This window comes from Citrobacter rodentium NBRC 105723 = DSM 16636 (genome assembly GCF_021278985.1).
GTDB lineage: Bacteria > Pseudomonadota > Gammaproteobacteria > Enterobacterales > Enterobacteriaceae > Citrobacter_A > Citrobacter_A rodentium.
In genome coordinates this window covers 5,202,738-5,227,546 of the sequence record NZ_CP082833.1, presented here as the reverse complement: position 1 = coordinate 5,227,546, position 24,809 = coordinate 5,202,738, and the positions used below count along the sequence as shown (strand labels likewise).

The 24,809-nt window shown below is 45.1% G+C and carries 19 protein-coding genes and 2 pseudogenes; 16 read left to right on the top strand and 5 right to left on the bottom strand.

All coding sequences use genetic code 11. The features are described from left to right. Positions 1-625 precede the first annotated feature (625 nt). From K7R23_RS24845 to K7R23_RS24810, 8 genes and pseudogenes are all read left to right on the top strand, one after another. Entirely contained in the window at positions 626-994 is a 369-nt protein-coding gene (locus K7R23_RS24845) for a hypothetical protein (RefSeq protein ID WP_012904701.1), read from the top strand. Between the two features lie 471 nt (positions 995-1,465). Continuing rightward, complete coding sequence (locus tag K7R23_RS24840) at positions 1,466-2,686, top strand: hypothetical protein (RefSeq protein WP_012904702.1); 1,221 nt, start codon at positions 1,466-1,468, stop codon at positions 2,684-2,686. A gap of 178 nt (positions 2,687-2,864) precedes the next feature. Continuing rightward, positions 2,865-3,497: pseudogene (locus K7R23_RS24835) on the top strand (transposase); the annotation flags it as partial. A 1,192-nt stretch (positions 3,498-4,689) separates the two neighbouring features. After that, complete coding sequence (locus K7R23_RS24830) at positions 4,690-4,842, top strand: hypothetical protein (protein WP_232796101.1); 153 nt, start codon at positions 4,690-4,692, stop codon at positions 4,840-4,842. Positions 4,843-5,322: 480 nt separating this feature from the next. Next, positions 5,323-6,453 (top strand): FtsX-like permease family protein, encoded by a 1,131-nt coding sequence (locus K7R23_RS24825; protein WP_042623153.1) that lies wholly within the window; start codon positions 5,323-5,325, stop codon positions 6,451-6,453. A gap of 20 nt (positions 6,454-6,473) precedes the next feature. Continuing rightward, complete coding sequence (locus tag K7R23_RS24820) at positions 6,474-7,658, top strand: TolC family protein (protein WP_231851615.1); 1,185 nt, start codon at positions 6,474-6,476, stop codon at positions 7,656-7,658. Beyond that, positions 7,582-8,394, top strand: a complete 813-nt coding sequence (locus K7R23_RS24815; RefSeq protein WP_012904705.1) for a membrane protein — start codon at positions 7,582-7,584, stop codon at positions 8,392-8,394. Before K7R23_RS24820 ends, K7R23_RS24815 begins: the two co-directional genes overlap by 77 nt. After that, positions 8,387-9,016, top strand: a complete 630-nt coding sequence (locus K7R23_RS24810; protein WP_012904706.1) for an ABC transporter ATP-binding protein — start codon at positions 8,387-8,389, stop codon at positions 9,014-9,016. Before K7R23_RS24815 ends, K7R23_RS24810 begins: the two co-directional genes overlap by 8 nt. A 663-nt stretch (positions 9,017-9,679) precedes the next feature. Here K7R23_RS24810 and K7R23_RS24805 read toward each other — a convergent pair. Next, on the bottom strand, positions 9,680-11,020 hold the full coding sequence (locus K7R23_RS24805; RefSeq protein ID WP_024132497.1) for a carbohydrate porin: 1,341 nt from the start codon (positions 11,018-11,020) through the stop codon (positions 9,680-9,682). 123 nt (positions 11,021-11,143) lie between these two features. After that, on the bottom strand, positions 11,144-12,541 hold the full coding sequence (locus K7R23_RS24800) for an MFS transporter (RefSeq protein ID WP_012904708.1): 1,398 nt from the start codon (positions 12,539-12,541) through the stop codon (positions 11,144-11,146). Positions 12,542-12,966: 425 nt separating this feature from the next. On the opposite strand from K7R23_RS24800, the gene K7R23_RS24795 reads away from it, so the two are divergent. From K7R23_RS24795 to K7R23_RS24780, 4 genes and pseudogenes are all read left to right on the top strand, one after another. After that, the gene (locus K7R23_RS24795) at positions 12,967-13,998 is read left to right on the top strand and encodes a LacI family DNA-binding transcriptional regulator (protein WP_012904709.1); all 1,032 of its coding nucleotides are present in this window, start codon (positions 12,967-12,969) and stop codon (positions 13,996-13,998) included. 252 nt (positions 13,999-14,250) lie between these two features. Continuing rightward, on the top strand, positions 14,251-15,180 hold the full coding sequence (locus K7R23_RS24790) for a dihydrodipicolinate synthase family protein (RefSeq protein WP_012904710.1): 930 nt from the start codon (positions 14,251-14,253) through the stop codon (positions 15,178-15,180). 114 nt (positions 15,181-15,294) lie between these two features. Further along, positions 15,295-15,492, top strand: a pseudogene (locus K7R23_RS24785) (fumarylacetoacetate hydrolase family protein); the annotation flags it as partial. Positions 15,493-15,564: 72 nt separating this feature from the next. Beyond that, on the top strand, positions 15,565-16,854 hold the full coding sequence (locus K7R23_RS24780) for an anaerobic C4-dicarboxylate transporter family protein (RefSeq protein WP_012904712.1): 1,290 nt from the start codon (positions 15,565-15,567) through the stop codon (positions 16,852-16,854). 128 nt (positions 16,855-16,982) lie between these two features. Here K7R23_RS24780 and K7R23_RS24775 read toward each other — a convergent pair whose 3' ends face one another. From K7R23_RS24775 to K7R23_RS24770, 3 genes are all read right to left on the bottom strand, one after another. After that, positions 16,983-18,374 carry an APC family permease gene (locus tag K7R23_RS24775; RefSeq protein ID WP_012904713.1) on the bottom strand — a complete coding sequence of 464 codons (1,392 nt, stop codon included), beginning with the start codon at positions 18,372-18,374 and terminating at the stop codon, positions 16,983-16,985. After that, on the bottom strand, positions 18,364-18,528 hold the full coding sequence (locus K7R23_RS26030; RefSeq protein ID WP_420830985.1) for a YmjE family protein: 165 nt from the start codon (positions 18,526-18,528) through the stop codon (positions 18,364-18,366). The genes K7R23_RS24775 and K7R23_RS26030 overlap by 11 nt, the downstream gene beginning before the upstream one ends. Positions 18,529-18,684: 156 nt before the next feature. Continuing rightward, positions 18,685-20,103 carry a glutamine synthetase family protein gene (locus tag K7R23_RS24770; protein WP_012904714.1) on the bottom strand — a complete coding sequence of 473 codons (1,419 nt, stop codon included), beginning with the start codon at positions 20,101-20,103 and terminating at the stop codon, positions 18,685-18,687. 212 nt (positions 20,104-20,315) lie between these two features. Here K7R23_RS24770 and puuD point away from each other — a divergent pair, with 212 nt between their 5' ends. The 4 genes from puuD (at position 20,316) to K7R23_RS24750 (ending at position 24,655) form a co-directional block, all read left to right on the top strand. Continuing rightward, positions 20,316-21,080, top strand: coding sequence for a gamma-glutamyl-gamma-aminobutyrate hydrolase (puuD, locus tag K7R23_RS24765; RefSeq protein WP_012904715.1), 765 nt, complete (start codon positions 20,316-20,318; stop codon positions 21,078-21,080). Between the two features lie 26 nt (positions 21,081-21,106). After that, entirely contained in the window at positions 21,107-21,664 is a 558-nt protein-coding gene (gene puuR, locus K7R23_RS24760; RefSeq protein ID WP_012904716.1) for an HTH-type transcriptional regulator PuuR, read from the top strand. Between the two features lie 220 nt (positions 21,665-21,884). After that, positions 21,885-23,372 (top strand): aldehyde dehydrogenase PuuC, encoded by a 1,488-nt coding sequence (gene puuC, locus K7R23_RS24755; RefSeq protein ID WP_012904717.1) that lies wholly within the window; start codon positions 21,885-21,887, stop codon positions 23,370-23,372. A gap of 2 nt (positions 23,373-23,374) precedes the next feature. Further along, entirely contained in the window at positions 23,375-24,655 is a 1,281-nt protein-coding gene (locus K7R23_RS24750; protein WP_012904718.1) for an NAD(P)/FAD-dependent oxidoreductase, read from the top strand. Positions 24,656-24,809: the final 154 nt, after the last annotated feature.

Below are 24,809 nucleotides of genomic sequence, written 5' to 3'. Positions count from 1 at the left end.
TGATCGTCTGCTGGGGAATGAATAACTTCAGAGGATATACCGCGGGCTTTTAAACACATTATATCAATGCTGATCTGCAAGTTATCGTTATGTGTTATCACTGTAGACTGGAGTGGTTACCTATCCCAGGAACACTATGTTCTTCTCATCAATCTTCTTTGCGACGGCAGAGCAATACCATTATGAGTAATTTATCTTTTATTGTCTGAAATTTATCGTTTTGCGTCTTTTTTTTTGTGTGGAAGTCATGTTGAATATATGCAACGGGTATTTTTGATTCAAGGGTAATCATATGCCTCTCATTGAAAATGATTTTAGTCGTAATTACCTACTCATTTAAAGTTGAAATGAGTGCGGTAGCCATGATTCAGTATATATTGGGGTGATTACCTGAGAAATAATGTACCAAACTTTATTTTTTATACGTTAGTCATGCAATAAGGGGTTGCGTAACGGTGCTATTTGAGGAGAGCTAAAACAAAAATCCGTCTAATTGCGCAGATAATTAGCTGCCAGGGGCACTTATTTGATTGATTATTAATATATTTTAGTATATTAGAACCATCAGCGTAAAAACAGATATTCAGCAGATCTTGCTGTCATATACATAAACGAGGTTGCATATATGAAACTTATAGGAAAATTCATTGGTTTTGCGATTATGACAATTAGCTTCTATTCATTTGCCGGAGGGGGAGCATCTTCCTGGATTCCAAATGTTGCTCCTTCAGCCTGTGTAAATATTGATGAAAGTCGAATTTCGTTTACCTGGAATAATAATCCTGAATGTGAAAAGGCCATAAGTTCAGGGTATGCATCAGGAGTTCGTATAATGGGCTCTGCTTCATACGTACCCGATACTACTATTGCTCAGTTTAACAAAGTATTAAAACGAAACATGTCCCTTACTATTATTGATTTAGATATCTATGGCTCAGTTAACGGATATCCAGCAAAGCTTGCCACTATGCCAATTTTTAGGTGGGAATCATAATAAAAAGCGAAAGCATATTGCTGTACAAAAATCAAAGTGCTCGTCATATGTTAACATGACGAGCACTTCGCGTATAATCCAAAAATATTTTCTACTTCACATTATGCGTAGGTTTATGAGTTAATATTGTTGCGCCAATATGTACTTGTTGCAGGTAATTATTTCATATAATTGCACGATGTTACTTCACTGACTGCCAGGTTTACCGGGGTAGAGTTATTAACATAAAATCCTTTTAATATGTTTGAAATATGATATGTGTCTTTCAAGTGCATATATTAATTATTTATTTCAAGGGTTAATGAACTGAAATTATCAATATTGAGGGGCTGCATTACCAGTCATGATATGTTGACTTGAATGGCAAGATGAATAAGATAATATTAGAAGATATAAAAAGATAAATATGTTTATAGATTACAAAAGAAAATAAATTCACGATTTTTTATGGGGGGTGAGTCATAAAAAAACATGATAGAAGCGTTCATTCCAACATTGTCTCTTATTCTTTTACTTAAGTGTGCAATGAAAAAAAGATTGTTCGTAATTGTGTTATATCTTATCATTTTTAATATCATTTTTTTTATCTTTGTTTTTGGTAAAGGTTCCTGGGGGGTTATTAAAACAAGTTATATGCTGGCTCCTTTTGCTTTATCCCTAATAATAAATATGCAAGTTGTGCTAGCTATTTATTTTCGTGAAAAAGGTGCTGGTTATGTGCTTCTTTCGTCGTTTTTTCCTCCCCTTTTTTTTTCTTTTTGGAGCTTTGACCTTATTATGCCATCTCACCCATTGATGATTTTCTATCAATTCGATGAGCTTTACAAGATTCTTCCTCGATTTAATAAAAACATCATAAATATCATTATAATATATGCTCTTCCATTCTTTTTTTTATTGCCGCTAAGAAAATCCATGCTTTTAATTATAATTATGTTGCTGATGTTTTTTATTAGATGGGGCTTGATTGAATATGAAAAACTGGGTATTAAAGTCTTGGTTGTGCAGACGGGGATGTTTTTATCAAAACATGAAGAAATAGTTGAACTAAGAAACGAGATTTTTAAATATAACAATGCTGATATCGTTATTTTTTCAGAATCGCCAGCTATTGGTTTTAAAGAAGGTAGCAGAACAGCTTTTACTCGTGAGCTTCTTGATGAAATAAAAGGAAAAAATGATGGCAAACTATATATTCTGAATAATTATGGCTTTGTTGATGACAAAAAATATAATTATAATCTAAGTCTATACATTATGAATGGTAGTATGCGTATTAAAGCTAAAAATAAACTTGTCCCTTTATGGGAAGTTCCCGGGCTTTTTTATAGTAAAAGTGATTGGGATTCCCCATTTTTTTCTGTTCCATCGGAAAAGATGATTGAACAATATAAGTTCAGGGGGTTATATATAAATTCATATATTTGCTATGAAGCCATGTTTACGAAGCATAATTCTGATGTTAATGATTTGACTATAATACAATCAAATTATGAGTCCTTTAAGAAAGGATACGATAGAATAGTAAAGAATGGAAATGTCCTTGCCTATGTAAATAAATCATCTAGTTTTAAGAATTTTATATCTGTGCAAAATATGGGAGGGACGATTTTTGTTGATAATACAGGTAAGTTTCATTGGGATGTATATAAAAAATCCCTAAAACAAGCAATATTCCTTTTGGAAATTTAAGATAATAAAAAACCTAACCCTAACTTAAAAACAGAATAATGTTAATACAACATATTCAATTTATTTATATTTCGGATAAATACCGTTGGAGTCATCACCATTTATCGAATCATAGAGATTATTCCCTGCGTCATTTGCCGACTTAAACCTGGGAATTGTCCAGCAATAAAACCAGTGAAGGTTGGTGAAGTTTCCTTTCGCACAGATTAATGCGATTTATGGCATGCTGCTGGAGTTTGGTGAAACGATCCATTAGGTCAGGGCTGCATTAAACAAAGATTCCCCGTCAGCCCTGTAGCGGATGAAGGCGAAGCTGTCCCCGTATCTCATCACTGCGCTGGAAAATCAGTACGATAGGCCCAGTGAGCCGGGCGTGTAGATAGATGGGCTTGAAAAATAGCCTAACAATGTGGCACTACAGAATGAAACCTGTAAAAGGCTGATGGAAATTCCCGGTATTGGGCCGCGGATTGCTACGGAGGCGGTAGCCGCTATGGTTGAAGTCTCAGCGTTCAAATCCGGACGGCGTATTAGGTCTGGTGCCAAAATAAACTGGTTCTGATGTAAAAGTCCGCCTGCAGGGGATAAACAAACGCGGCGATAAATACCTGCGAATCCTGTTTATCCACGGCGTAAGAGCAGCGTCATTATCAGCAAAAGAGCCGGGTTATGGATAACCGAACTGAAAAAGCGGCGTCCATCAGGTGTGAGCATAGTGGCGATGGCGAACAAGCTGTCCCTAACTGTATGGGTAACAGCGGTGCATGTCCGTAAGTACGATAAGAATTACATCAGTATCAGGTTATGTTAATCGCTAATACCGGTAAATATTGACTCTTTCCAAAAAGTTGTCAGGACAGCCAGAGTAATAACAAATACGGTAAGACCGTGACCTGAGAAACCTGAATAACTGCTTGGACATGAAGTCCGTACAGAGAATGAAAATCAGGTCAGCGAATCTCATCGTGGCCTACAGATCTGGCTATGGAGATTGAGGAGAAAGTATTCGTCGATGTCAGAGCAATGGAAGCCTTGCAGGCGGGGAGCCGTTCATACAGGCGAATTTATGATCCTTGTAAACAGCTTGAACAGAAAGACATCGAGAAGGGCAGGGTAGAAGGACTCCAGCTCGGTGAACAAACAACGTTGAATTGAAAAAAACGAACGATAATCACCACTAAAAATAGCAGCACCAGGCATCAGAACGGTATTGTCTGCAACATAGTCATGAAAATGATCGGTTTGATGTAAGAATACCAGCTCAGAAGCGCCACTAATCATGCTTTCATGATGCTACCTGCCTGGTCCGCTGGCGTAAACTGGCAGGGAAGGGCGGTACATTCTCAGGCCTTCCTGACCTGTCCCCTTTATCCGGGTGCTGAACATTCAGCACTTCTGGCTCATGCCTGAGGAAGTGGGCATACTTACCGGTATTAACACCCTGACTCATACAGCGACTGATGTGGTGGTTGTTTTAGGTCTATTTTTATAAAAGTCATTACCGATGAATTGTTACAGACTTTGTTCTCATGTAATCACAATGATGAAAAGGGAGAAGAAGCCGAATGCCCATTAAGTTTCTCAGTGCTGCGTTACGTCTGTTGACAATAATGATGGCTCAATAATTCTCAACTTAAATTATCCACTCCAGTCACCTCTGGAAACGCCGTTCGTTCAGATTAACCGACACGGAATCCATACTCCTGCACTAAAATACTGTAAAAAAACTTTCCTATGAGAAATCCTTCATTCTGCCAGTATAGCTCAACGAAGGGCGTAACGAATAAACTATGAGTGAAAATATGCAGGGGATAATTTGATACAACCTAAATAACTGCTCGGAATAGTAGATAGCTTATGGAGAACTCAGTCCGATTCATGCGATCTAATCAATCGCTAAATATCCCAAATCACCAGCCGGGCTGAGCAATGCAGAGCATAGCACCAATCCGCAGAACTGAACGATGCTTTGTAGTTAACAAAGATCTAGGCTGATTTACGTCATGGATAACGATATGTTTTCATTGAAGACTTTTGCAGTTTCCTTGCGGGTGGAAAATTGCTGGCATCTACTGAAAAATATTGGTGGTACGCCTGGACGGATGATGGACAGATATATGCCTTTACGTCTGAAAGAACCCGCAGTTCTGCTTTAAGTGCCATCTTGTCTCTTTGCTTACGTAGCGTGCTGAGCTGGGTTGTCAGATTCTTCATACCCAGCGAAGCTAGCTAAAACCATTAACTTTATTAATGTGAGCGATAAAAATATTAATAATTTCTCAGTAAAAATATTGTAATAATAAAGTGCATAACAAATGCAATGCGTTAAAATATTAAATGAAAAATATTATTGCCAGACTCATTTGTTTACTTTTGAGGACATGGAGTGGATTCTTGCATCTGCATTTTGAGAAAATCCAATAAATATTTTAAATGCAGCTATGATATATATTTTTATAAGTGATATATATTTATATACATTTATCAAACACAGAGCCTTCTACACGTATTAATTTGATGTTTTTCCCCAAAAATTAATTTTATTTGGTATCACGCACACTTTATCTGAAATGACCATGACAATGAGGGGGAATACATATGAAATATCCAGATAAAAATTATGGACATTGTTAAGTATGAGCATTTATATACTAGAGGCTATTATAAGTCTTAAGGAGAATATCAGATACGCCTTAACATTTATATTGTTTTTATCACTTAGCTTCCTTGGAGTGATCATCACTGATTCATTAATTTACAGTGTGTCAATGCAGGCAGAAAAAGAATTAAAATCTAGAGGGGATAATATAATATCAATTGAGTTATATCAGCATGAAAAAAAAGATAATATAGATAAGGTATTAAATAAGTATTATACAAAATTGTCTTATTCACAACGTTCTTTTTTGACTGGGGGAAATTCCCCTTATTCTGATGAAGCTATATCTGTTATAGCAATAGATAAAGCTGGAATTAATCTACTAATGGGGGGGGAGTTTGATGACTCTTTGTTTGAAGGTAACGTTGCTGTGTATAACAACAATAATTTAGATATTTCAAACAAGCCCCAGGAAATATTTTTCAACGGAGTCCCATTTCAGATTATAGGAGTAAAAAACAAATCCAAAGCAGAATTTCTTGATAGTCTTGGGTTATCTCCCGGCAACTCTAATGAGAAATATTATATTCCCCTGGATACTTTATTTAGATTTAATCTGGATAATGAAATAGATAATATTCAAATAATATTTGATAAAGATGTGACAACCGAAATGTCAACATCAATTAAGAATCAATTAAAGAAAAATAATATAGACAAATATATGATTACAACCTCACTTGATGCAAGGGCGATTGTAGAACGTGTATTAAATAGATTTTCTCTTCTGACTAACTCAATATACTTATTATTAACAATTACAGCCATTATTAGCTGCATTGTCGTATGTAAGAGAAACTTCCAATCCAGGTCTACTGAGTTTGCCTTAAAGATAATACATGGTATTTCTTATAAAGAAATTCAGATTGTAGTTGTAATAGAAACTATTTTTACCGTTATAGTAAGTCTGTTGTTGTCAATTGCAATATCAATATTATCGATAATGTTATTATCATCAATATTAAATATTAGTGTAAAAATCAGATGGTTAATGATATTAATGTCATTGTCTGCTGTACTAATTCTATGCTTTATAGCTAATTTATTATATGGGAATAAAACATTTAAAATAAATCCAATTGAATTAATAAAGGCCAGAACAAAATGAGATTTAACAAGAAATATATGGTGATTATATTGGCTAACTTATTAGTGGGAAAAGATGTTTTCTCATGTAGTTTGAATATGTATTTAAGCAAATTAGAAAGTTATGAGCTCTTCAAATTGGAACAGGAAGACAGCCTATTACAAAACAAGTCCGTTGCTTCTTCTTTTTTGCCAAACGTATCTATTGGCATGGGGCAATACATTAATAATAATACTGGTTTAGTAGATATTGGACGAAGCTCATTTTATATAGCTGCTTCACAACTTATATTCTCTGGCGAAAGTTTAGGGAAGAATAGTGAGAAAGAAGAGAATGATAATAAAAGAAGAATAATATCCTTTGAAAAGGATAAAAATGAACAATTGTTGAAATTATATGCTGATATATTACAATATAAATATCTAAAAGAAAATATATCATTGATTTTAAGGAGACTGGATAAGCTTAAATTAGAATATAACAAGACAGTGTTGGATTTAAAATCTGGAATTATCCCATCACTTGAAGTTGATGTTAAATCATTGAATGTTTTAAAGATGGAAAGCTCATTGAATAGGCTGAAAGCGGATTATGAGTTACTCGAAAATAAAATCAATAAGAACTACTCAATACCACCTCAAAACATATCTAAAATTACAGAAAATGACATTTTATCATGTAAAACAATTAGCTATCGGGAGCTAATTGATAAAAACAAACATAATAAATTACAGCAGGCTGATATCGAACTTGATATCAATAATGCTTCACTATTGCCATCAATATACCTATCAATAGGACTAACTCCTAAAAATGAAGGTGCTCTCAGAGATATAAATCTTAGGGAAATGAACTATAATGGAGGAATAAGTGTTAATTTTCCTATAAACAATATTTTTAGTGCCATCGACAATCAAAAAAAATATGCTATTAGTGTGACTAAAGCAAGATTGGAATCAGAAAGGGATCATGAACAGCTTCTCATTGCAAATCGAAATATACTTAATGAGTACTTAGCCATTAAAAGAAATATACCCATTTTAAAAAAAGAAGTTCAATTAAAGAATAGAAGAATGGAGTATAAACTATGGCTGGTTAAAGAAAAAAAAGAAAATATACTGTCATATCTTGACTCTCAGGATGAATTATATGAAGCAGAAATTAATCTTAAAAAAAATGAACGTGATCTTAAATATTATCAGATGTATCTTAATTTTATTAATTAATTCATTCTCCTTATCATCATATGCTGATACTTATTATGGGGTTTTAAGAGGTAGTGAATCTTTAACATTTAAAAGTCCATATTCTGGTTTTATTACTCTTAATTCCTTAAGGGAAGGTGATATAGGTAAAGCTGGGAAACTTTTCACCATTCATAACTACGAGTATAATAATAATAAAAGGATTCTCTCATTAAAAATAAAAAATGCAGAAAAACAAAAAAAAAGAATTCAGAGAGAATATCAGGATGGGCTAAGTGCCTATCAAAAAGGTTTCTTATCCAAACATGATTTATACAGTTATGAAGACAAATTGGATAATATGGAGCTATCTATCATAAGCCTTCGCTCTGAGATAAATTCTTTGAATGACATATTGCATCTTGGTGATGTAAATATGGAAAAACCTTTCATTATAAGAAATATTAATGTAAATAATCAGCAGTATGTAAATTCTGGTGATTTGTTAATGAACATTGAGTTGTTGGATAGGTTTTATGTCGATATAAAAATAGATCCTGTTGTGTTTCAAGGAAATATCAAAGATAAGAATATAAATTATATTTCTCTTGTTGGTAATATGAAAGGGAAAGCCTCTGTAAGAAGGATTTCTGGTATAGTTGATCGTACAAGTTCTAAAACATCAGGAATGAGAATGGTCACACTCCTCATACATGGAGATAGCGCTTCCTTACAGGCACTATTGGATACAGCCTTTGAGATTAGAATCAATGATTAATTTATATATTCATAAAAAGAAATTCAGAGATAAAACCATTCTTATTGATACTTCTCTGAAAATTATGGAGGGTGGTTTTTATATTATAACCGGTCCATCTGGTGTTGGTAAAAGTTCTTTGTTAAATATTATTGGGTTATTGGATGGGGATTTTTATGGTGATTATATGTTTTATGATGAAAAGATATATTTTTATGATTGCAATAAAACGCAAGAATTGAGAAGGTCATATTTTGGATATATTTTCCAGGATTCATTGATTAATGAAAGACAAGATCTTATTCGTAACATTCTTTGTTCTGTTGAATATTCTAAGCAAAAAGAGAAGAAAAAAACTGTAGATCATTTCTTATCCATGGTTGGGTTGCATTTTAAAAACGGATGCTCATCCGTTTTATCTGGCGGGGAGAAACAAAGGCTCGCTCTTGCCCGGGCTCTAATAAAACAGCCAAAAATACTACTCGCAGATGAACCAACAGCAAGCCTTGATAAGGAAAACAAAAAAATAATTATGAGTATTTTAAATTCCTTCAACAACGAAGGGGGGACCATAATTATGGTAACACATGATTTGGAACTAATAAATAATAATATGGAAGTTATAACGCTTAGTAATTGTTAATTATTCTTACCTTCCATTTGATAATTTCTTGTAATTTGTTATGAGGAGGTAGTAGGCTAAGCTCTCTTTTTAACTTACACTCCTTTCATTTAGTTTATTTTTTAAATAAGCTCATGAGTTTTTTGGGGGGCGTAATAAAATATGAGTAGTTATCATGTCCATTCACTTATGATATTTTTTTGTACGGGTATTTTATGTGACTTTAATAATTTTTGCGCAGTATTCATTTTTGCAAATAAATATTATGAAAGTGTTGTATTTTCTTTTTTAAGTTCTCTTTTAGTGATGGTGAACTCAAAGCTGGCCACATAATAGTTTTTAACGACATGCTTCTGTATATCTTTTTTTGTATGAAAACAAACATCTCACATATTGATGATTTATTTCACTGATAACACTCCAAAAAATAAAAAACGAATTTCAGAACAATTATATTTAGCTCATTTATGTGATGTAATTATTATTCACTGTAAAGACTGGAATGAGACGGGGAATTTTCACGGAATGAGATAACCCAATAGTTGATAATATTGATTTTCATATTCCGTCGGCGGCATCTGATCACTCGAACCATGCCGACGCTTACTGTTATAAAACTGGACTGACCCCGCCCCGGTAGACGATCCTGCCCTATAGTTAGGCCAGACAGTGCGGCTTTTTTTATCAGAATTTGACGGTCACCTGATTGCCGACAACCCACGCGTTTTTAATCTCTTCACTTCCTCCAGGATGGGCGAGGAGTTGTAGATTAGGGCGCACGGTCAGCCATGGCGTTATGCGAAAGCTATAATGTAGTTCCGCGGCATACTCGGCTTTACGAACCGGGACATACAGGGGGTTATCATAATCATCAATCCCCCGCAGCTGGTTCAGGAACTGCGCCCGACGGGCGACCCTGTCGTTGGCGTGCATTTTACTGACGCCGAAGCTGATAAAGTCCTGCGGACGGCTGGCGAAAGGACCTTTATAAATAGCTCCTGCCTGGATCTGATAATCCATGGTCGCCGTCTTTTTATCATTTATTGCCAGATGCCCGAAAAGGCTCAGGCCATTTTGGTGCTGGTTGCGCGAGTGGGTTATCTGCTGGCCAATATAGAGATAACCTCCGTAGCGCCCTCCGTGCCGCCGGGCGGCCTGGTGCGTGAGGACATAGGGATCGCCATTGTCGTCATCCAGCACATCATTGGCGTCCGCCGTGTTATACCATCCGCCGATTTTCCACACGCCAGCGAGTTTTGCTGTGTCGAAAGCGGGCAGGTATCCCAGTTCAAAAAGATACATGTATCCCAGATGTCCGGTGCCATCCAGCTTAAAGCTGCCGTGGCGGGTGGCGTAATCAGGATTGTACTGGAACGCGCCTGCCTGGACGTAAAGCGCCGGGATAGGACTGTATTTTATACGGCCGCCCCACTGGCCTATGGGTGTGTTATACCAGACGCCGCTACCGTGTCCGGCTAAAGAACCGCACAGCGACAGGTTTTGAAAAAAGCAGCCGCTGTTATCAAAATCCTCTCCTGGCGGCATCAGGCCCACCTTGAGATCCAGCTTTTTATCCCCCCCGATTTTTTTGAACCAAAACTGCGTCGCGTGCCATGTTTGTTCCCGACCGTAATTGCTCTGCACACCGGAGCCTATTACCGGCGCGCGTGGATCCTGCAGGCGATCCTGAGTCAGGTCACGCCCGTTGCGATTATTCACCGAGGCTTTAAATTCACCGTCCTGAATGCCAAAAATCTTTTCCAGGTCCATGTCTATGCCGAGAATATACTGGTCGCTATAGCGCAGAGTTTTATCGCGATCGTAACCGCCGGACATATTTGTGGCCGTCATCGCGCTATATTCCAGCGTAAAATCATAACCATGACGGCGTAGATCCGTACGCACGCCTCCCCACTCTCCGGTCATATTTTTTGCCGTAGGAGAAAAAAGCGTCTCGTTGGCCAGCGCCAGAAAAGGGTGTAGTAAAGCCAGCAGCATCATGCCGCTTTTGATAAGTTTATTCATGTTTTTCACCGTCCGTTGATGAGCCAGGTCTATGAATGATCCCGGGTCAGGCGCAGCTGAATCAGCCGACTACGCCGACCTTCGGTCCGAAGCGGCTCCATGCTTCCCGGAGCCGCTGACCGTCTAAGGCGACAGCTCTTCTAACGATTTTCCTTTGGTTTCAATGGCAAAAAGCCAGGTAATTAAGCCGCCAATCAGTGCAATAACCGTGAAAGTGATAAATACAAAGCGGATCCCGAAGCCGCTGACGATAAAACCGACCATCAGGGGGCCTATGGAAGACCCTGCCCGGAGCCATGCGCTGGAATACGCGGTGCCGATAGCGCGCAGTCGGGTGGGATAAAGCTCGGCCGCGTACAGATAAAGCGAGAAAGCGATGGTTTGCAGAATGGCGTAGGTGAGACTGCCCAGAATCAGAATTTCAACGGCGGATTTTGCCCCCAGAACAGAAAGGGCAATCAGCGGAACAATGGCCAGTAGAAAGGCCCATGTGTACCAGCGCTTGCGGCCGACACGGTCGATCATCAAGGCGCAGATCACCGAAGCAACGACGCCGCAGGAGGAGGTGATCCAGCCGTAGGCCAGGCTGGTATCGAGGGAGAGGTTAAACCAGGTTTTGTAGAGGGTAGGGAACCAGGTGATCATCCCATTGTTGACGCTATAAACCGTCAGCCACAGCCCCCACAGCATAAAGGTTCGGGATTTGTAGATGCCGCTAAAGAGGGCTTTCGCTCCTTCCGGAGCCGCTTTGTGAACCGTCGGGGCTTTTATTTCCGGTTCAGGTAACGTCATCCCGCGTCTGATGACCTCAGATTCCAGCGTTGATACGACGTTCTCCGCTTCTTTCAGTCGGCCTTTTGCGGTCAACCAGCGTGGTGATTCTGGCATCAGCCAGCGCAGGGGAACGGTCAGCGCAGAGGGCACCAGGCCGATTAAAAACATGACTTTCCATCCATAGATGGGCACCAGAAAATACCCCACCAACCCGGCAAACATCATGCCGATGGGGAAAATCACCTCATACAACAAAAAGAAACGCCCGCGCTTTTTGGCGCCGACAAATTCATTGATATAGGCGCTGGCCACGGGAACCTCGGCGCCGATACCCACGCCCTGTAAAAAGCGAATGATAAGAATTGACCAGCCGTTCCAGGCAAAAAGGCAGGCGGCATCCATCAGCACGAACATGATAATGGTGATACGTAAAACGCCAATACGGCCTATTTTTTCCGCCAGTGAGCCAAAAAAAAGTGCGCCGCACAACTGTCCCACATAGCTGGCCGCAATAATAAGACCGACAAAGGTCGGCGTAAGACCCCACTCCTGAGTAAGCTGGGGGAGAGCAAATGCGATTGCAATAATGGTATAGGCATCGAAAAACGTCGATAAGCCGACGATAACGCGGATCGCTTTCAGCCGTCGGGTGATAGGAAGGCGTTCCAGCCTTGCCAGCAGCGCATCTGGGGTTGACGCCGTTCCGCTGGCAACTGCGTAATCTGAAGTAATAACCTGAGTTGACATAGTATTACCCTGTTAAACGTTTTCTGGGGCATACACGTAAGTTTCTGAATAACCACAGGGTAACGAACCCTAATTCATCGACGTGCTGCATAATTCGTTTGTGATAACGTTATTGCAATCGATTTCATTTGCAGCTAATCCTTTGCTGGATTTGTCGCTAAGTCAATTGCGACAGTTGTATAAATGTCGAACAGTTCACAATCTGATAAAACTAACGCGTAAAAAGGCCAGGCAGCGAACGTCGAGTAAAGTGAACAAGATGAGTGAATAAACCACCGGGAGAGCGGACCCTGGCAAAGTGAAGCACCATTCCTTTTGTCCGGACGAGGTTTGACGTAAGATCCTTTAATCTCTCGGTTTGCATGATGGTATCCCTTGAACGGGCAACACGGATATTTACCCGCATTGATGAGTTGGAGTAGCAGATGGATCAAGAAAGTGAACTGAACGATTTGCCGGAAAAAAAGCTGGCGACAATGCGGGATGTTGCTCGCGCTGCGGGCGTGAGCGTCTCGACCGTTTCGCGCGTACTCGATGAAAGGCTACCCACCTCGCGCAGCACCTCGGCAGATAAAATTCGCCAGGTGGCGCGAGAGCTTGGCTACCGTCGGGACTATGTTGCTTCCAGCCTGCGGCGTGGCGATACCGGAACGCTTGGCGTCCTGGTTCCCAGGCTGACCGATGCCGTCACGGCGATGCTTTTTGAAGAGATAGCCAGGGCGGCGGCCAGGCGAGGCTACTTTGCAATTGTCGCTACCTGCGGAGATAGCAAAGAGCAGGAGAAAAACGCCGTTGAATCGCTGCTGGATCGCCGTGTTGATGGGCTGATCATGTCCACCTGCCGACTGGACGATCCTTTGCCGCAAACCCTGCGTGAACGGGATGTTCCCCACGTACTGGCGCTGCGCACCGACGGTTTTAGTCCTTCATCGGTCGGGGACGATGAGCTTGGCGGCTATCTGGCTACCCGACACCTGATTGATTTAGGCCACCGGGATATTGGCCTGATTGGCGGCCCTGATTTTGCCTCCAACGCGCGCAACCGGCGTAAGGGCTTTGAGCGGGCAATGCAGGAAGCCGGACTCAGGATCGAAGCGGAATGGTGTTGTCATTCTGATTTTAATATCGCCTCAGGGGAGCAGCAGGGAGTGAAGATCCTCAGCCAGCCGCATCGCCCGAGCGCGCTGTTTGCCGTCAATGATGAGCTGGCGATTGGCGTCCTCGCGGCCGCGCACCAGCAGGGGCTGGTGATTGGCGAAGATCTATCCCTGGTGGGCTACAATGATATTCCCCTGGTGAGCAGGCTACCCGTGGCGCTGACCTCGGTCAGGACGCCGCTGGAGCATATCGCCAGCAATGCGGTTGATATGTTATTGAATCCAGAGATAAATAATAATATGCGGGTTACCACGCCTTCCCTTATTCCTCGTAAGTCTACTTCGTCTCCACGTAAATAATCCGCCTGAAATCCTTCCCCGGCTTTCCTGGAGAAAGCGGGGAGGGTTGATTTTTGTATAACGGATCTCATACCGGATGCAGATCGCTGTTTAGTTTGTGATCTGCGTTGCATTTTTAACCAATATGGCGTTGACGGTTTTATTTTTCAGGTTCAATGTCAATCCCGTGAAAACGATTGCAGAAACGATTTCATTTGCGTTTTAAATAATCGCTTAACCGTAAACAAATGATTATTCATCAAGGGGATATTTATGATTAACATCGATCTGAGAGGTTTGACTCCGGCTCCGGTTACGCCATTCACTCGCGATGGACGTGTAGACTATGATGCCATTCAGCGCCTCGGTAACTGGCTGGGCAGCATTGACGGCGTGAAAGGTCTGGTAGTGCTGGGACACGCGGGAGAAGGGACTTTTCTGACCCAGGAAGAGCAGGCGAATGTGATCCGCGCGTTTGTGAAATCCGTGGATGATAAGCTTCCCATTATTGCCGGTATCACCGGGGAAGGGACGGAAGTGGCCGCGCTGGAGGCGAAGCGCGCCGTTGCCGCCGGCGCATCTGCGGGTTTGCTCTATCCTTCACACGGCTGGCTGCGTTTTGGCTATCAGGACGGCGCGCCTCAGGATCGCTACCGCGTGGTGTATGAAGAAAGTGGCTTGCCGCTGATTCTTTTCCAGTATCCGGATGTCACTAAAGCCACCTACAACCTGAAAACGCTGCTGGATATCTCCGCGCAGCCGGGCGTATTTGCCATGAAGAATGGCGTGCGTAATATGCGCCGCTGGGACACTGAGATTCCGGTTATTCGCTGCGAGCGTCCGGATCTGCAAATCTTAAGCTGCCACGATGAATATCTGCTGCATACTGCCTTTGATGTGGATGGTTTCCTTGTCGGCTACGGTAATATCGCGCCTGAGCCGTTAATTGAAATGATCAAGGCGGGTAAAGCGGGCGATTATGTTAAAGCGCGTCAGCTGCACGATCGTCTGCTGCCGGTGACCAAAAGCGTGTACCACCGCGGTTCTCACATGGAAGGGACAGTGGCCCTTAAACATGCTCTGGTTGCGCGTGGGATCCTTGAACATGCGACCGTTCGCTCTCCGCTGCTGCCGTTGGAAAAGGGCGCTGAAAAAGAGATCCACGATGCCATGCGCGCCGCTGAGCTGGGCCGCGTCCGTTAATTTATTCTGAGTCTGTTGTTAATCCGCAATACAGAAATATCTCTTACTGTATTGCGGATAATAGGTTACTTCGCCCGGCTATCTTTTGCTGTTCTTCATCATAACGTCGGGGCTTTCACCTCTGTCTCTTCCCTGGGTGATGTGATCCTGACCGGCACCCCCGGAGGTATCGGAAAAAAACGTACGCCGCCGCTCTTTATGCAGCCCGGGGACAGGGTGGAAGTTGAGATTGAGCATATCGGATGTCTGATTAATACCGTGTGCAGCGATGAATTGTCGTTTACCGGCAGGTTACATCCAAAGATATGGTGAGCGCGCGTTTGCCCAGCGGCCATGTCATCTTGCGAAGGGGTAATGCCGGACAGGGAGCCGTGGAGGCAATATATGATATTGGTTCAGTTTCTGGTGGTGCTGCTGTTTCTGTACATCGGCATGCGGGTCGGGGGGATAGGAGTGGGGTTTGCCGGCGGTGCCGGCGTGATTGTGCTCAGCGCGCTCGGCGCCACGCCGGGTGATATGCCGATGCTGGTTATCGTATTTATCATGGTGGTGATCGTGGCGATTGCCGCCATGCAGGAAGCCGGCGGCATTGAATACCTTGTTGACCTCACCGAGCGCCTGTTGCGCCGCTATCCGCGATTGTTAGTCATCACCGCGCCGCTTTCCACCTGGTTATTAACCATGATGGCCAGCACCGGGCAGGTCTCTTTTGCCTGTATGCCGGTTATTGTCGGCGTGGCGAAAGAGAACAATATAAAACCCACCCGGGCGCTTGCTCTTTCCGTCAGCGCCTCTTTGCTGGGCATTGTGGCGTCGCCCATTTCTGCGGCAGTGATTTTCTTCTCGGGGATTCTGGAAAAGGGCCATTCCGGCTGGGGCTATATTGAGCTCATTGCGGTATCAATACCGTCCACCTTTCTGGCGCTGCTGGTCACCTCTGTTTCTTACCTGTGCTGGGACAGGATCCGCCAGCAGGATCGGCTATATGACAATCCGGTTCAGGTTAAGGCAAGGAATGAGCGGACGATCCCGCCCTATGCCGGTCGTTCGGTATTGATCTTTATCATCGGACTGGTTGTGGTGCTGGTTTATGCGATTGTCACCAGTCCAAAATTAGGGCTGATTGCCCATCCGGTCATGAGCAGCGGACAGGCGCGGGTAGAGATGATGTTAGGCGTTGCGCTGCTGATTGTCGTGTGCTGCCGGGTTAACGTACACAAGGTCCCGTCCGGATCGGTGTTTAAAACCGGCATGACCTCCTGCATCTGTATCCTCGGCGTGGCCTGGCTGGGGTCAACTTTTATGGATAGCAATCAACAGTGGTTGCAAAGCGCGGTCTCGTCACACTTGTTGGATTCGCCCATTATGCTGGCTATCATTATTATGGCGGCATCATGCTTTTTGTATTCTCAGGCGGCTTCCACAAAAATTTTATTCCCCGCCGCGCTGAGCATGGGCATTGCTCCGGCTATTTTAGTGGCCTGCTTCCCGGCCACGTCTTCTCTTTTTATTTTGCCAAACTATCCGACGCTGCTGGCAGCGGTAGAGATGGATGATACCGGTTATACCAGACTGGGCCGACATATTATCGATCATCCTTTTCTGCTGCCCGGCCTGGCATCGGTACTGCTTTCAATGCTCTTTGCTACGGGGCTGGCTTATTTGATTCAGTGAATCACTTCAAAAGTCTGGCTCTAGGCCAGTTGCAGCCTGCGAAGTGGGAAGCCTCGCCAACTCAAAGCCCATATGCTGCCAGCATAAAAGTGCGGCACAGATATCCTTTGCCGCACCGTTTGATTTAATCAGCCCTCGCTTTCTGCAATTATCTTTTGTTCTGCGTTATATAGCGGCACTTTGCGATAGCGTCTCACCAGATAACAGAGATACATCCCACCAAGCATCGCCCAGATGATCCCAAGCGTTAACGACGTGATTTCAAGGTTTATCCACAGCACACCTACGGTTAGCGCTCCAATGAGCGGCATCAGGAGGTAGTGAAAATGGTCTTTCCAGCTTTTGTTATAACCTTTTCTCCGCCAGAAATGGTTGAAGACAGACAGGTTAACAAAGGTAAACGCCACGAGTGCCCCAAAGTTGATCAGCGCCGTGGCGGTGACTAAATCGAAGAACAACGCGGACAGGGATACGATTCCCACCATGATGACGTTGAGCGCTGGCGTTCTCCATTTCGGATGAACGTAGCCGAATACTCGCTCCGGGAAGACATTATCCCGGCCCATCACATAAAGCAGTCGTGACACGCTGGCATGTGAAGCCAACCCTGAGGCCAGTGTGTTCACGAAGGTTGTGCACAGGAATATGGACTGGAACAACTTGCCGCCGACGTACAGAGCTATTTCCGGCAGGGCGGCATCGGGATCTTTAAAACGGCTGATATCGGGGAAAAACAACTGCATGAAAAAAGAGGCGACGATGAAAATAATTCCACCGTATATAGCCGTCAGGAAAATAGCCTTGGGGATTACGCGGGCAGCATCCGGCGTCTCTTCTGACAGTGTGGTGACGGCGTCAAAGCCCAGGAATGAGAAGCAGACTATCGTTGCCCCGGTGATGATGGGGATCAGATGTGCATTTTGGCTGATAAATGGCTGCAGAGACCACACGGTACCGGTGCCTTCGCCTTTATGAAGCCCGTGAACGACCAGCACAATAAAGACCACCATAATGGCTATTTGTACCAGAATAAACAGGGTGTTGAAATTAGCCACCAGGTTAACGCTTTTCAGATTAGCTGCGGTCAGGATAGTGACGAAGGTAGCCACCCATACCCACGGCGGGACTTCGGGGAAGAGGGCAGAGAGATAAATCTTCGCCAGCAGGACGTTAATCATAGGTAAGAAGAGATAATCCAGCAGCGACGACCAGCCCACCATAAAGCCTACGTGGGGGTTTATCGACTTTTGCGCATAGGTATACGCAGAACCTGCCTCAGGAAACTGACGCACCAGTTTGCCGTAACTGATAGCGGTAAACAGAACACCCGCCAGCGCTAACAGATAGGAAGCCGGAACGTGACCGTTGCTGATACCAGAAACGATGCCGAAGGTATCGAATACGGTCATCGGCGTAAGATAGGCAAGCCCCATCATGACGACCTGCCACAACTTAAGCGATTTACGCAGAGAGGTCTTTCCCGCTTGCGCAGGAATATTCAGTGAAGTGTTAGTGGCCATTGGCTTGACCTCCACTGCGCAACGGGGTTTTTGATCGCGTCGACCTGAAATCAAACCTGTTTAGCAGAGGAAGCAAGAGCGTAATAGTCAATAGGGCGCAGCGAGCCGCCAGGATTTCACGTTCGCTGCCTCCTTCTCCCTGGGAAAACGTCATCATCGGTATCATCTCATTTCCTCGTCACAAAATTAATCGTTACGGTAACCCGTTGCCGCCAGAGTTCCATAACGCGACATACGGGAAATGTCTGGATTACCAGAAAATGTCAGACCAGGATCCCCTTAGCCCGTTATTACGGCCCTGTTAAAGGCGCTATGCATTTTTCAACATCCACTCAATTTCTGTATCTGTGATAAGCCGCTCAAATTGCAACAATTCATCGTTCTTACATGCGTGGTATACGTGGCAAAAACGTTCACCCAGATAGTGGCGAAGGTGGTCATTTTGCATAAATTCCCACAGCGCATCGCTCTGGCGGATTGGGAAGGGCAAACCTTCCTGCACCAGACCATTGCCTTCCACCTCTTTCTGCAGCGGCAGATCATTATCAAGACCGTGCAGAATGCCGGCAAAAATTGTCGCCATCACCAGATACGGATTGGCGTCAGCCCCAGCTACACGATACTCAACCCGGTGGTTTTGACGATCGCCACAGGGGATGCGCAGGGCAACCGTACGGTTATTGTGGCCCCAGGATGCCTGAGTCGGGACGTACATCCCCGGCTGGAAGCGGCGATATGAGTTAACGTTCGGCGCCAGTAGCGCCATGGACGAAGGCATTAAATCGATCATCCCTGACAGGGCTTTTTTAAGCAGTGCAGAATCCTCGCCATCCTTGTCGGAAAAGGCATTATCGCCACGATTGTTCAGCAGGCTGATGTGGATGTGCATACCGCTACCGGCATGTTCTTCATAGGGCTTGGCCATAAAAGTGGCGTGCATCTTATGTTTTTCCGCCATCAGACGCACCAGCCGTTTGAGGGCTAACGCATCGTCACAGGCATCGAGTACGTTATCGGTATGGTAGAGATTGATTTCAAACTGGCCAGGAGAAGCTTCAGCAACTGCACCATCGGCAGGGATCTTTTGTAGCTGCGCTATTTCATCAATGTCGTTGAGCACGTCGGCGAAGTGATTGAGGTTATCAACGGAATAGACCTGGCTCTGGGTATTCCGGTCATCGGTGCCCGGTGCGCAAGGGGGCTGCAGATAGCCTTCGGCATCGCGCTTGCGGTCAAGTAAATAGAACTCCAGCTCTACCGCTACTACCGGGAACAGTCCGCGCTGGCGCAGCTGCTGCCACAGGCGGTTAAGAACGTTCCGCGGTTCAACGTCAAAGGGAGCGCCATCTTCATCAATCATGGTAAGTAACATCTGCCCAATATATTCAGGGTCAGCAGTGGAAGGGGTTAAGGTTCCCAGTACCGGCACGCAGGTGCGGTCGGGTTCGCCCACATCCTGACCGAGTCCTGCCTCTTCCACTACATTGCCCAGGATATCCATGGCAAATACGGATGCAGGAAAATAGCAGCCTTTTTCGAGTTTCCGCAGGCCAGATACCGGAATGCGCTTCCCGCGGAAGCAACCGTTCAGGTCGGTGAGGAGCACATCGACATACTGTGTGTTGGGATACTGTTCAAGGTAACATTTAACTTCCTGCGCAAACGCGCTAACCCGTCTCTCTTCTGACTGCTGAACATAGCTTTCAACTTCAACGATATTAGTTTCCATGATTCTTCGCCTTAGGTTTAGTTTTTCACCGGTACTGAAGGTGTAAAATATAATGACCATAATACGAATCTGCATGCAAACAAAATGTTTGTCAAATGTTAATATTGAGTTGCAAGTACGAAAATGTGTTGCTAGATTGAAAAAATATTGAACAGAAAGGTCATATTAAACGCAGTAATGGCTATAATTTAGTCCACTTTGTGAGGGCGATCATGGAAAATATAATGTACAGGCCGGTTATCGGTATTGTGATGTGCAGAAACAGGCTTAAGGGTCATGAGACCCAAACGCTGCAGGAAAAGTATCTGAATGCCATTATTCGTGCAGGTGGTCTACCCATTGCGCTGCCACACGCACTGGCAGAGCCGGAATTACTTAATGAACTTCTCCCAAAACTCGACGGGATCTACCTGCCAGGTAGCCCCAGCAATGTGCAGCCGCACCTTTATGGTGAAAATGGCGATGAGCCTGACGCCGATCCTGGGCGAGATCTTCTGAGCATGGCGCTGATTAACGCCGCACTCGAAAGGCGCATCCCCATTTTCGCCATTTGCCGTGGGCTGCAGGAAATGGTTGTTGCGACGGGGGGCTCATTGCACCGCAAACTGTGCGAAGAGCCTGATTTACTGGAGCACCGGGAAGACCCTGAACTGCCGGTGGAGCAGCAGTACGCGCCTTCGCATGAGGTTCAGGTGATAGAAGGCGGTTTATTATCACGGCTGTTACCAGACTGTAGTAATTTTTGGGTAAATTCACTGCATGGACAGGGAGCTAAGGTTGTTAGCCCTCGATTAAGGGTTGAAGCACGAGCGCCGGATGGCGTGATAGAGGCTGTTAGTGTTAACGATTACCCATTTGCTCTGGGCGTGCAGTGGCATCCGGAATGGAACAGTAGCGAGTACGCTCTTTCGCGTATATTGTTCGATGGCTTTATTACCGCATGTAAGAACCATATCGCTGAAAAACAGCGACTCTGACCTCTACAGTTAAGGAAATGTATATTATGAGTGATGACGGACTGGCGCCAGGAAAACGGTTGTCGGAAATCCGCCAGAAACAGGGGCTTTCACAACGTCGGGCCGCTGAACTCTCTGGATTGACGCATAGTGCCATCAGCACGATTGAGCAGGATAAAGTCAGCCCGGCGATCAGTACTCTCCAAAAGCTGCTGAAAGTTTATGGTCTGTCACTCTCGGAGTTTTTTTCCGAGCCGGAAAAACCTGACGAGCCGCAGGTGGTCATTAATCAGGATGACCTGATTGAAATAGGCAGTCAGGGGGTGTCGATGAAGCTGGTTCATAACGGGAACCCTAATCGCACGCTGGCAATGATTTTTGAAACATATCAGCCGGGAACCACGACCGGTGAGAGAATAAAGCACCAGGGTGAGGAGATAGGCACCGTACTGGAAGGTGAAATTGTTTTGACTGTTAACGGTCAGACATATCATCTGGTTGCTGGGCAGAGCTATGCCATTAACACGGGTATACCACACAGCTTCAGCAATACGTCGGCAGGCGTCTGCCGTATTATCAGTGCCCATACGCCTACTACGTTTTAATCTCTCTTTGCTATAGCGACTGACAGACTATCTGTTATTTGCAGCAGCAAAGAAGACCTTATCCCGTCGGGATGTCATTCGCGGCGGGGTAAGAAAAGTATTCAAATAAATAACAATGTATGAGCGCAATGATGGATTAATTATCCACAGCGCTCTGCGGACTGCTGTCGTCCAGAATTCAACGAACAAATTTCTCTAACTACATGAAACAGGAGTCAAAATGAATTTTCATCATCTGGCTTACTGGCAGGATAAAGCGTTAAATCTCGCCTTAGAAACTCGCTTATTTATTAATGGTGAATATTGTGCCGCGGCCGACGGCACCACCTTTGAAACTATTGACCCGTTCAGTGAGGTTCCGCTGGCGAACATTGCACGGGGGAAAAGCGCCGATATTGATTTTGCGGTAAAAGGCGCTCGCGCCGTATTTGAAAGCGGCGTCTGGTCAAATGCAGCACCGGCAAAACGTAAAGCCGCATTAAATAAACTCGCGGATTTAATTGAAGCCAATGCGGAAGAGCTGGCGCTGCTGGAAACGCTGGATACCGGGAAACCCATTCGTCACAGTCTGCGCGACGATGTCCCTGGCGCGGCCCGGGCCATTCGCTGGTACGCTGAAGCGCTTGATAAAGTTTATGGCGAAGTGGCCACGACAGGCAGCCAGGAACTGGCAATGATTGTGCGAGAACCGGTTGGCGTAGTGGCCGCCATTGTACCGTGGAATTTCCCGTTGCTGCTAACCTGCTGGAAGCTGGGTCCCGCGCTTGCTGCCGGTAACAGCGTTATTTTGAAGCCGTCGGAAAAATCGCCGCTCACGGCACTGCGTCTGGCCGGTCTGGCTAAAGAAGCCGGTATCCCCGACGGCGTCCTGAATGTGGTCAGCGGCTTCGGACATGAAGCCGGACAGGCGCTTTCACGACATCCGGATATCGATGTTATTGCTTTCACCGGTTCTACACGTACCGGCAAGCAGCTTCTTAAAGACGCGGGCGATAGTAATATGAAACGCGTCTGGCTGGAAGCGGGTGGTAAAAGTGCGAATATTGTCTTCGCCGACTGTCCGGATCTGCAACAGGCGGTCAGCGCCACCGCCAGCGGTATTTTCTATAACCAGGGGCAGGTGTGTATTGCCGGTACCCGATTGCTGCTTGAAGATAGCATTGCTGATGAGTTTTTAAACCTTTTGCAGCAGCAAATCTCTCATTGGCAGCCGGGCCATCCTCTCGACCCGTCCACGACGATGGGTACCCTCATCGACAGTGCTCACGCCGATACCGTTCACTCCTTTATTCGTGATGGCGAGCAAAAAGGCCAGCTACTCGTTGATGGCCGTCAAACAGCCTGGCCCGCGGCAATCGGTCCGACTATTTTCGTGGATGTTGACCCGGAAGACCGTTTGAGCCAGGAGGAAATTTTCGGCCCGGTACTGGTGGTGACTCGCTTTACGTCCGAAGAGCAAGCGCTGGCGCTTGCCAATAACAGTCAGTATGGATTGGGGGCGGCAGTATGGACGCGGGACTTATCCCGTGCCCACCGCCTGAGCCGCCGCCTGAAGGCAGGCTCGGTGTTCGTGAACAACTATAACGACGGTGATATGACGGTGCCGTTCGGCGGTTATAAGCAGAGCGGCAATGGTCGCGACAAATCACTTCATGCCCTTGATAAATTCACTGAAATCAAAACTATCTGGATCAGCCTGGAGGCTTAATCATGACCGAACATACAACCAGTTATTATGCTGCCAGCGCCAATAAATATACGCCGTTCCCGACGCTAAACGAATCGATAGACTGCGATGTCTGTATCGTGGGTGGGGGGTATACAGGCCTCTCATCTGCCCTGCACCTGGCTGAAGCCGGATACGATGTCGTGCTGCTGGAAGGCGCACGTATCGGTTTCGGCGCCAGCGGGCGCAACGGCGGGCAACTGGTTAACTCTTACAGTCGCGATATCGATGTTATTGAAAGAACATACGGTATGGACACGGCAAGAATGCTCGGCAGCATGATGTTTGAGGGCGGCGAGATTATTCGCGAACGCATTCAGCGCTATCAGATTGAATGCGACTACCGACCGGGCGGCCTGTTTGTCGCGATGAACCACAAGCAACTTACCACTCTCGAAGAGCAGAAAGAGAACTGGGAGCGTTATGGTAATAAGCAGCTTGAGCTTTTGGATGAAAAAGCTATTCGTCGAGAAGTAGACAGCGATCGTTATACCGGGGCACTGCTGGACCACAGCGGCGGTCATATCCATCCCCTGAACCTGGCCATTGGTGAAGCTGATGCTATTCGTCTGAACAGTGGCCGCGTGTATGAACTTTCGGCCGTGACCAGCATTCAGCACACGTCACCTGCCGTGGTGACGACAGCGCAGGGAAAGGTGACGGCGAAATACGTCATTGTCGCCGGTAATGCCTATCTTGGCGATCAGGTGGAGCCGGCTCTGGCTAAACGCAGCATGCCGTGCGGTACGCAGGTCATTACGACTGAGCCTCTGTCCGATAAGTTGGCTCGCTCGCTGATCCCGAACAACTACTGCGTGGAAGATTGTAACTATCTGCTGGATTACTATCGCCTGACTGCCGACAACCGTCTGCTGTACGGCGGGGGCGTAGTTTACGGGGCACGTGACCCTGATGATGTCGAGCGTTTAGTTTTGCCGAAGATGCTCAAAACTTTCCCGCAGTTGAAGGGCGTTAAGGTTGACTATCGCTGGACTGGCAACTTCCTGCTCACCTTATCCCGCATGCCTCAGTTCGGTCGTCTGGATAAAAATATCTATTACATGCAGGGATATAGTGGCCACGGTGTGACCTGTACCCATCTGGCGGGACGTCTTATTTCTGAACTCCTGCGTGGTGATGCCGAGCGCTTTGATGCCTTTGCCAACCTGCCACACTACCCATTCCCGGGGGGCCGGACCCTGCGGGTGCCATTCACCGCCATGGGGGCAGCCTATTACAGTCTGCGCGATCGTCTGGGTGTGTGATTACTTCGATTAACGATAACAACGTAAAGGTCTGCAATCATGAGCAATATTTGACCTTAAAGTTGCTTATGAAAAGATTGCCCGCTCGATCACGCCGGGCAATCTTCTTTCTTACGAATATTCTCATCTGCAAATGTGAAGAGCAAAACCCGCT

Excerpts from the sequence above, each read along its gene's own strand:
- K7R23_RS24750 (WP_012904718.1), top strand. The coding sequence starts at position 23,375 with ATGACCGAACATACAACCAGTTATTATGCTGCCAGCGCCAATAAATAT.
- K7R23_RS24780 (WP_012904712.1), top strand. The coding sequence starts at position 15,565 with ATGATATTGGTTCAGTTTCTGGTGGTGCTGCTGTTTCTGTACATCGGC.
- K7R23_RS24815 (WP_012904705.1), top strand. The coding sequence starts at position 7,582 with ATGAAGCAGAAATTAATCTTAAAAAAAATGAACGTGATCTTAAATATT.
- K7R23_RS24845 (WP_012904701.1), top strand. The coding sequence starts at position 626 with ATGAAACTTATAGGAAAATTCATTGGTTTTGCGATTATGACAATTAGC.
- K7R23_RS24790 (WP_012904710.1), top strand. The coding sequence starts at position 14,251 with ATGATTAACATCGATCTGAGAGGTTTGACTCCGGCTCCGGTTACGCCA.
- puuC (WP_012904717.1), top strand. The coding sequence starts at position 21,885 with ATGAATTTTCATCATCTGGCTTACTGGCAGGATAAAGCGTTAAATCTC.
- K7R23_RS24800 (WP_012904708.1), bottom strand. The coding sequence starts at position 12,541 with ATGTCAACTCAGGTTATTACTTCAGATTACGCAGTTGCCAGCGGAACG.
- K7R23_RS26030 (WP_420830985.1), bottom strand. The coding sequence starts at position 18,528 with ATGACGTTTTCCCAGGGAGAAGGAGGCAGCGAACGTGAAATCCTGGCG.
- puuD (WP_012904715.1), top strand. The coding sequence starts at position 20,316 with ATGGAAAATATAATGTACAGGCCGGTTATCGGTATTGTGATGTGCAGA.
- K7R23_RS24810 (WP_012904706.1), top strand. The coding sequence starts at position 8,387 with ATGATTAATTTATATATTCATAAAAAGAAATTCAGAGATAAAACCATT.
- K7R23_RS24830 (WP_232796101.1), top strand. The coding sequence starts at position 4,690 with ATGGATAACGATATGTTTTCATTGAAGACTTTTGCAGTTTCCTTGCGG.
- K7R23_RS24795 (WP_012904709.1), top strand. The coding sequence starts at position 12,967 with ATGGATCAAGAAAGTGAACTGAACGATTTGCCGGAAAAAAAGCTGGCG.
- K7R23_RS24840 (WP_012904702.1), top strand. The coding sequence starts at position 1,466 with ATGATAGAAGCGTTCATTCCAACATTGTCTCTTATTCTTTTACTTAAG.
- K7R23_RS24775 (WP_012904713.1), bottom strand. The coding sequence starts at position 18,374 with ATGGCCACTAACACTTCACTGAATATTCCTGCGCAAGCGGGAAAGACC.
- K7R23_RS24825 (WP_042623153.1), top strand. The coding sequence starts at position 5,323 with ATGAGCATTTATATACTAGAGGCTATTATAAGTCTTAAGGAGAATATC.
- K7R23_RS24805 (WP_024132497.1), bottom strand. The coding sequence starts at position 11,020 with ATGAATAAACTTATCAAAAGCGGCATGATGCTGCTGGCTTTACTACAC.
- puuR (WP_012904716.1), top strand. The coding sequence starts at position 21,107 with ATGAGTGATGACGGACTGGCGCCAGGAAAACGGTTGTCGGAAATCCGC.
- K7R23_RS24770 (WP_012904714.1), bottom strand. The coding sequence starts at position 20,103 with ATGGAAACTAATATCGTTGAAGTTGAAAGCTATGTTCAGCAGTCAGAA.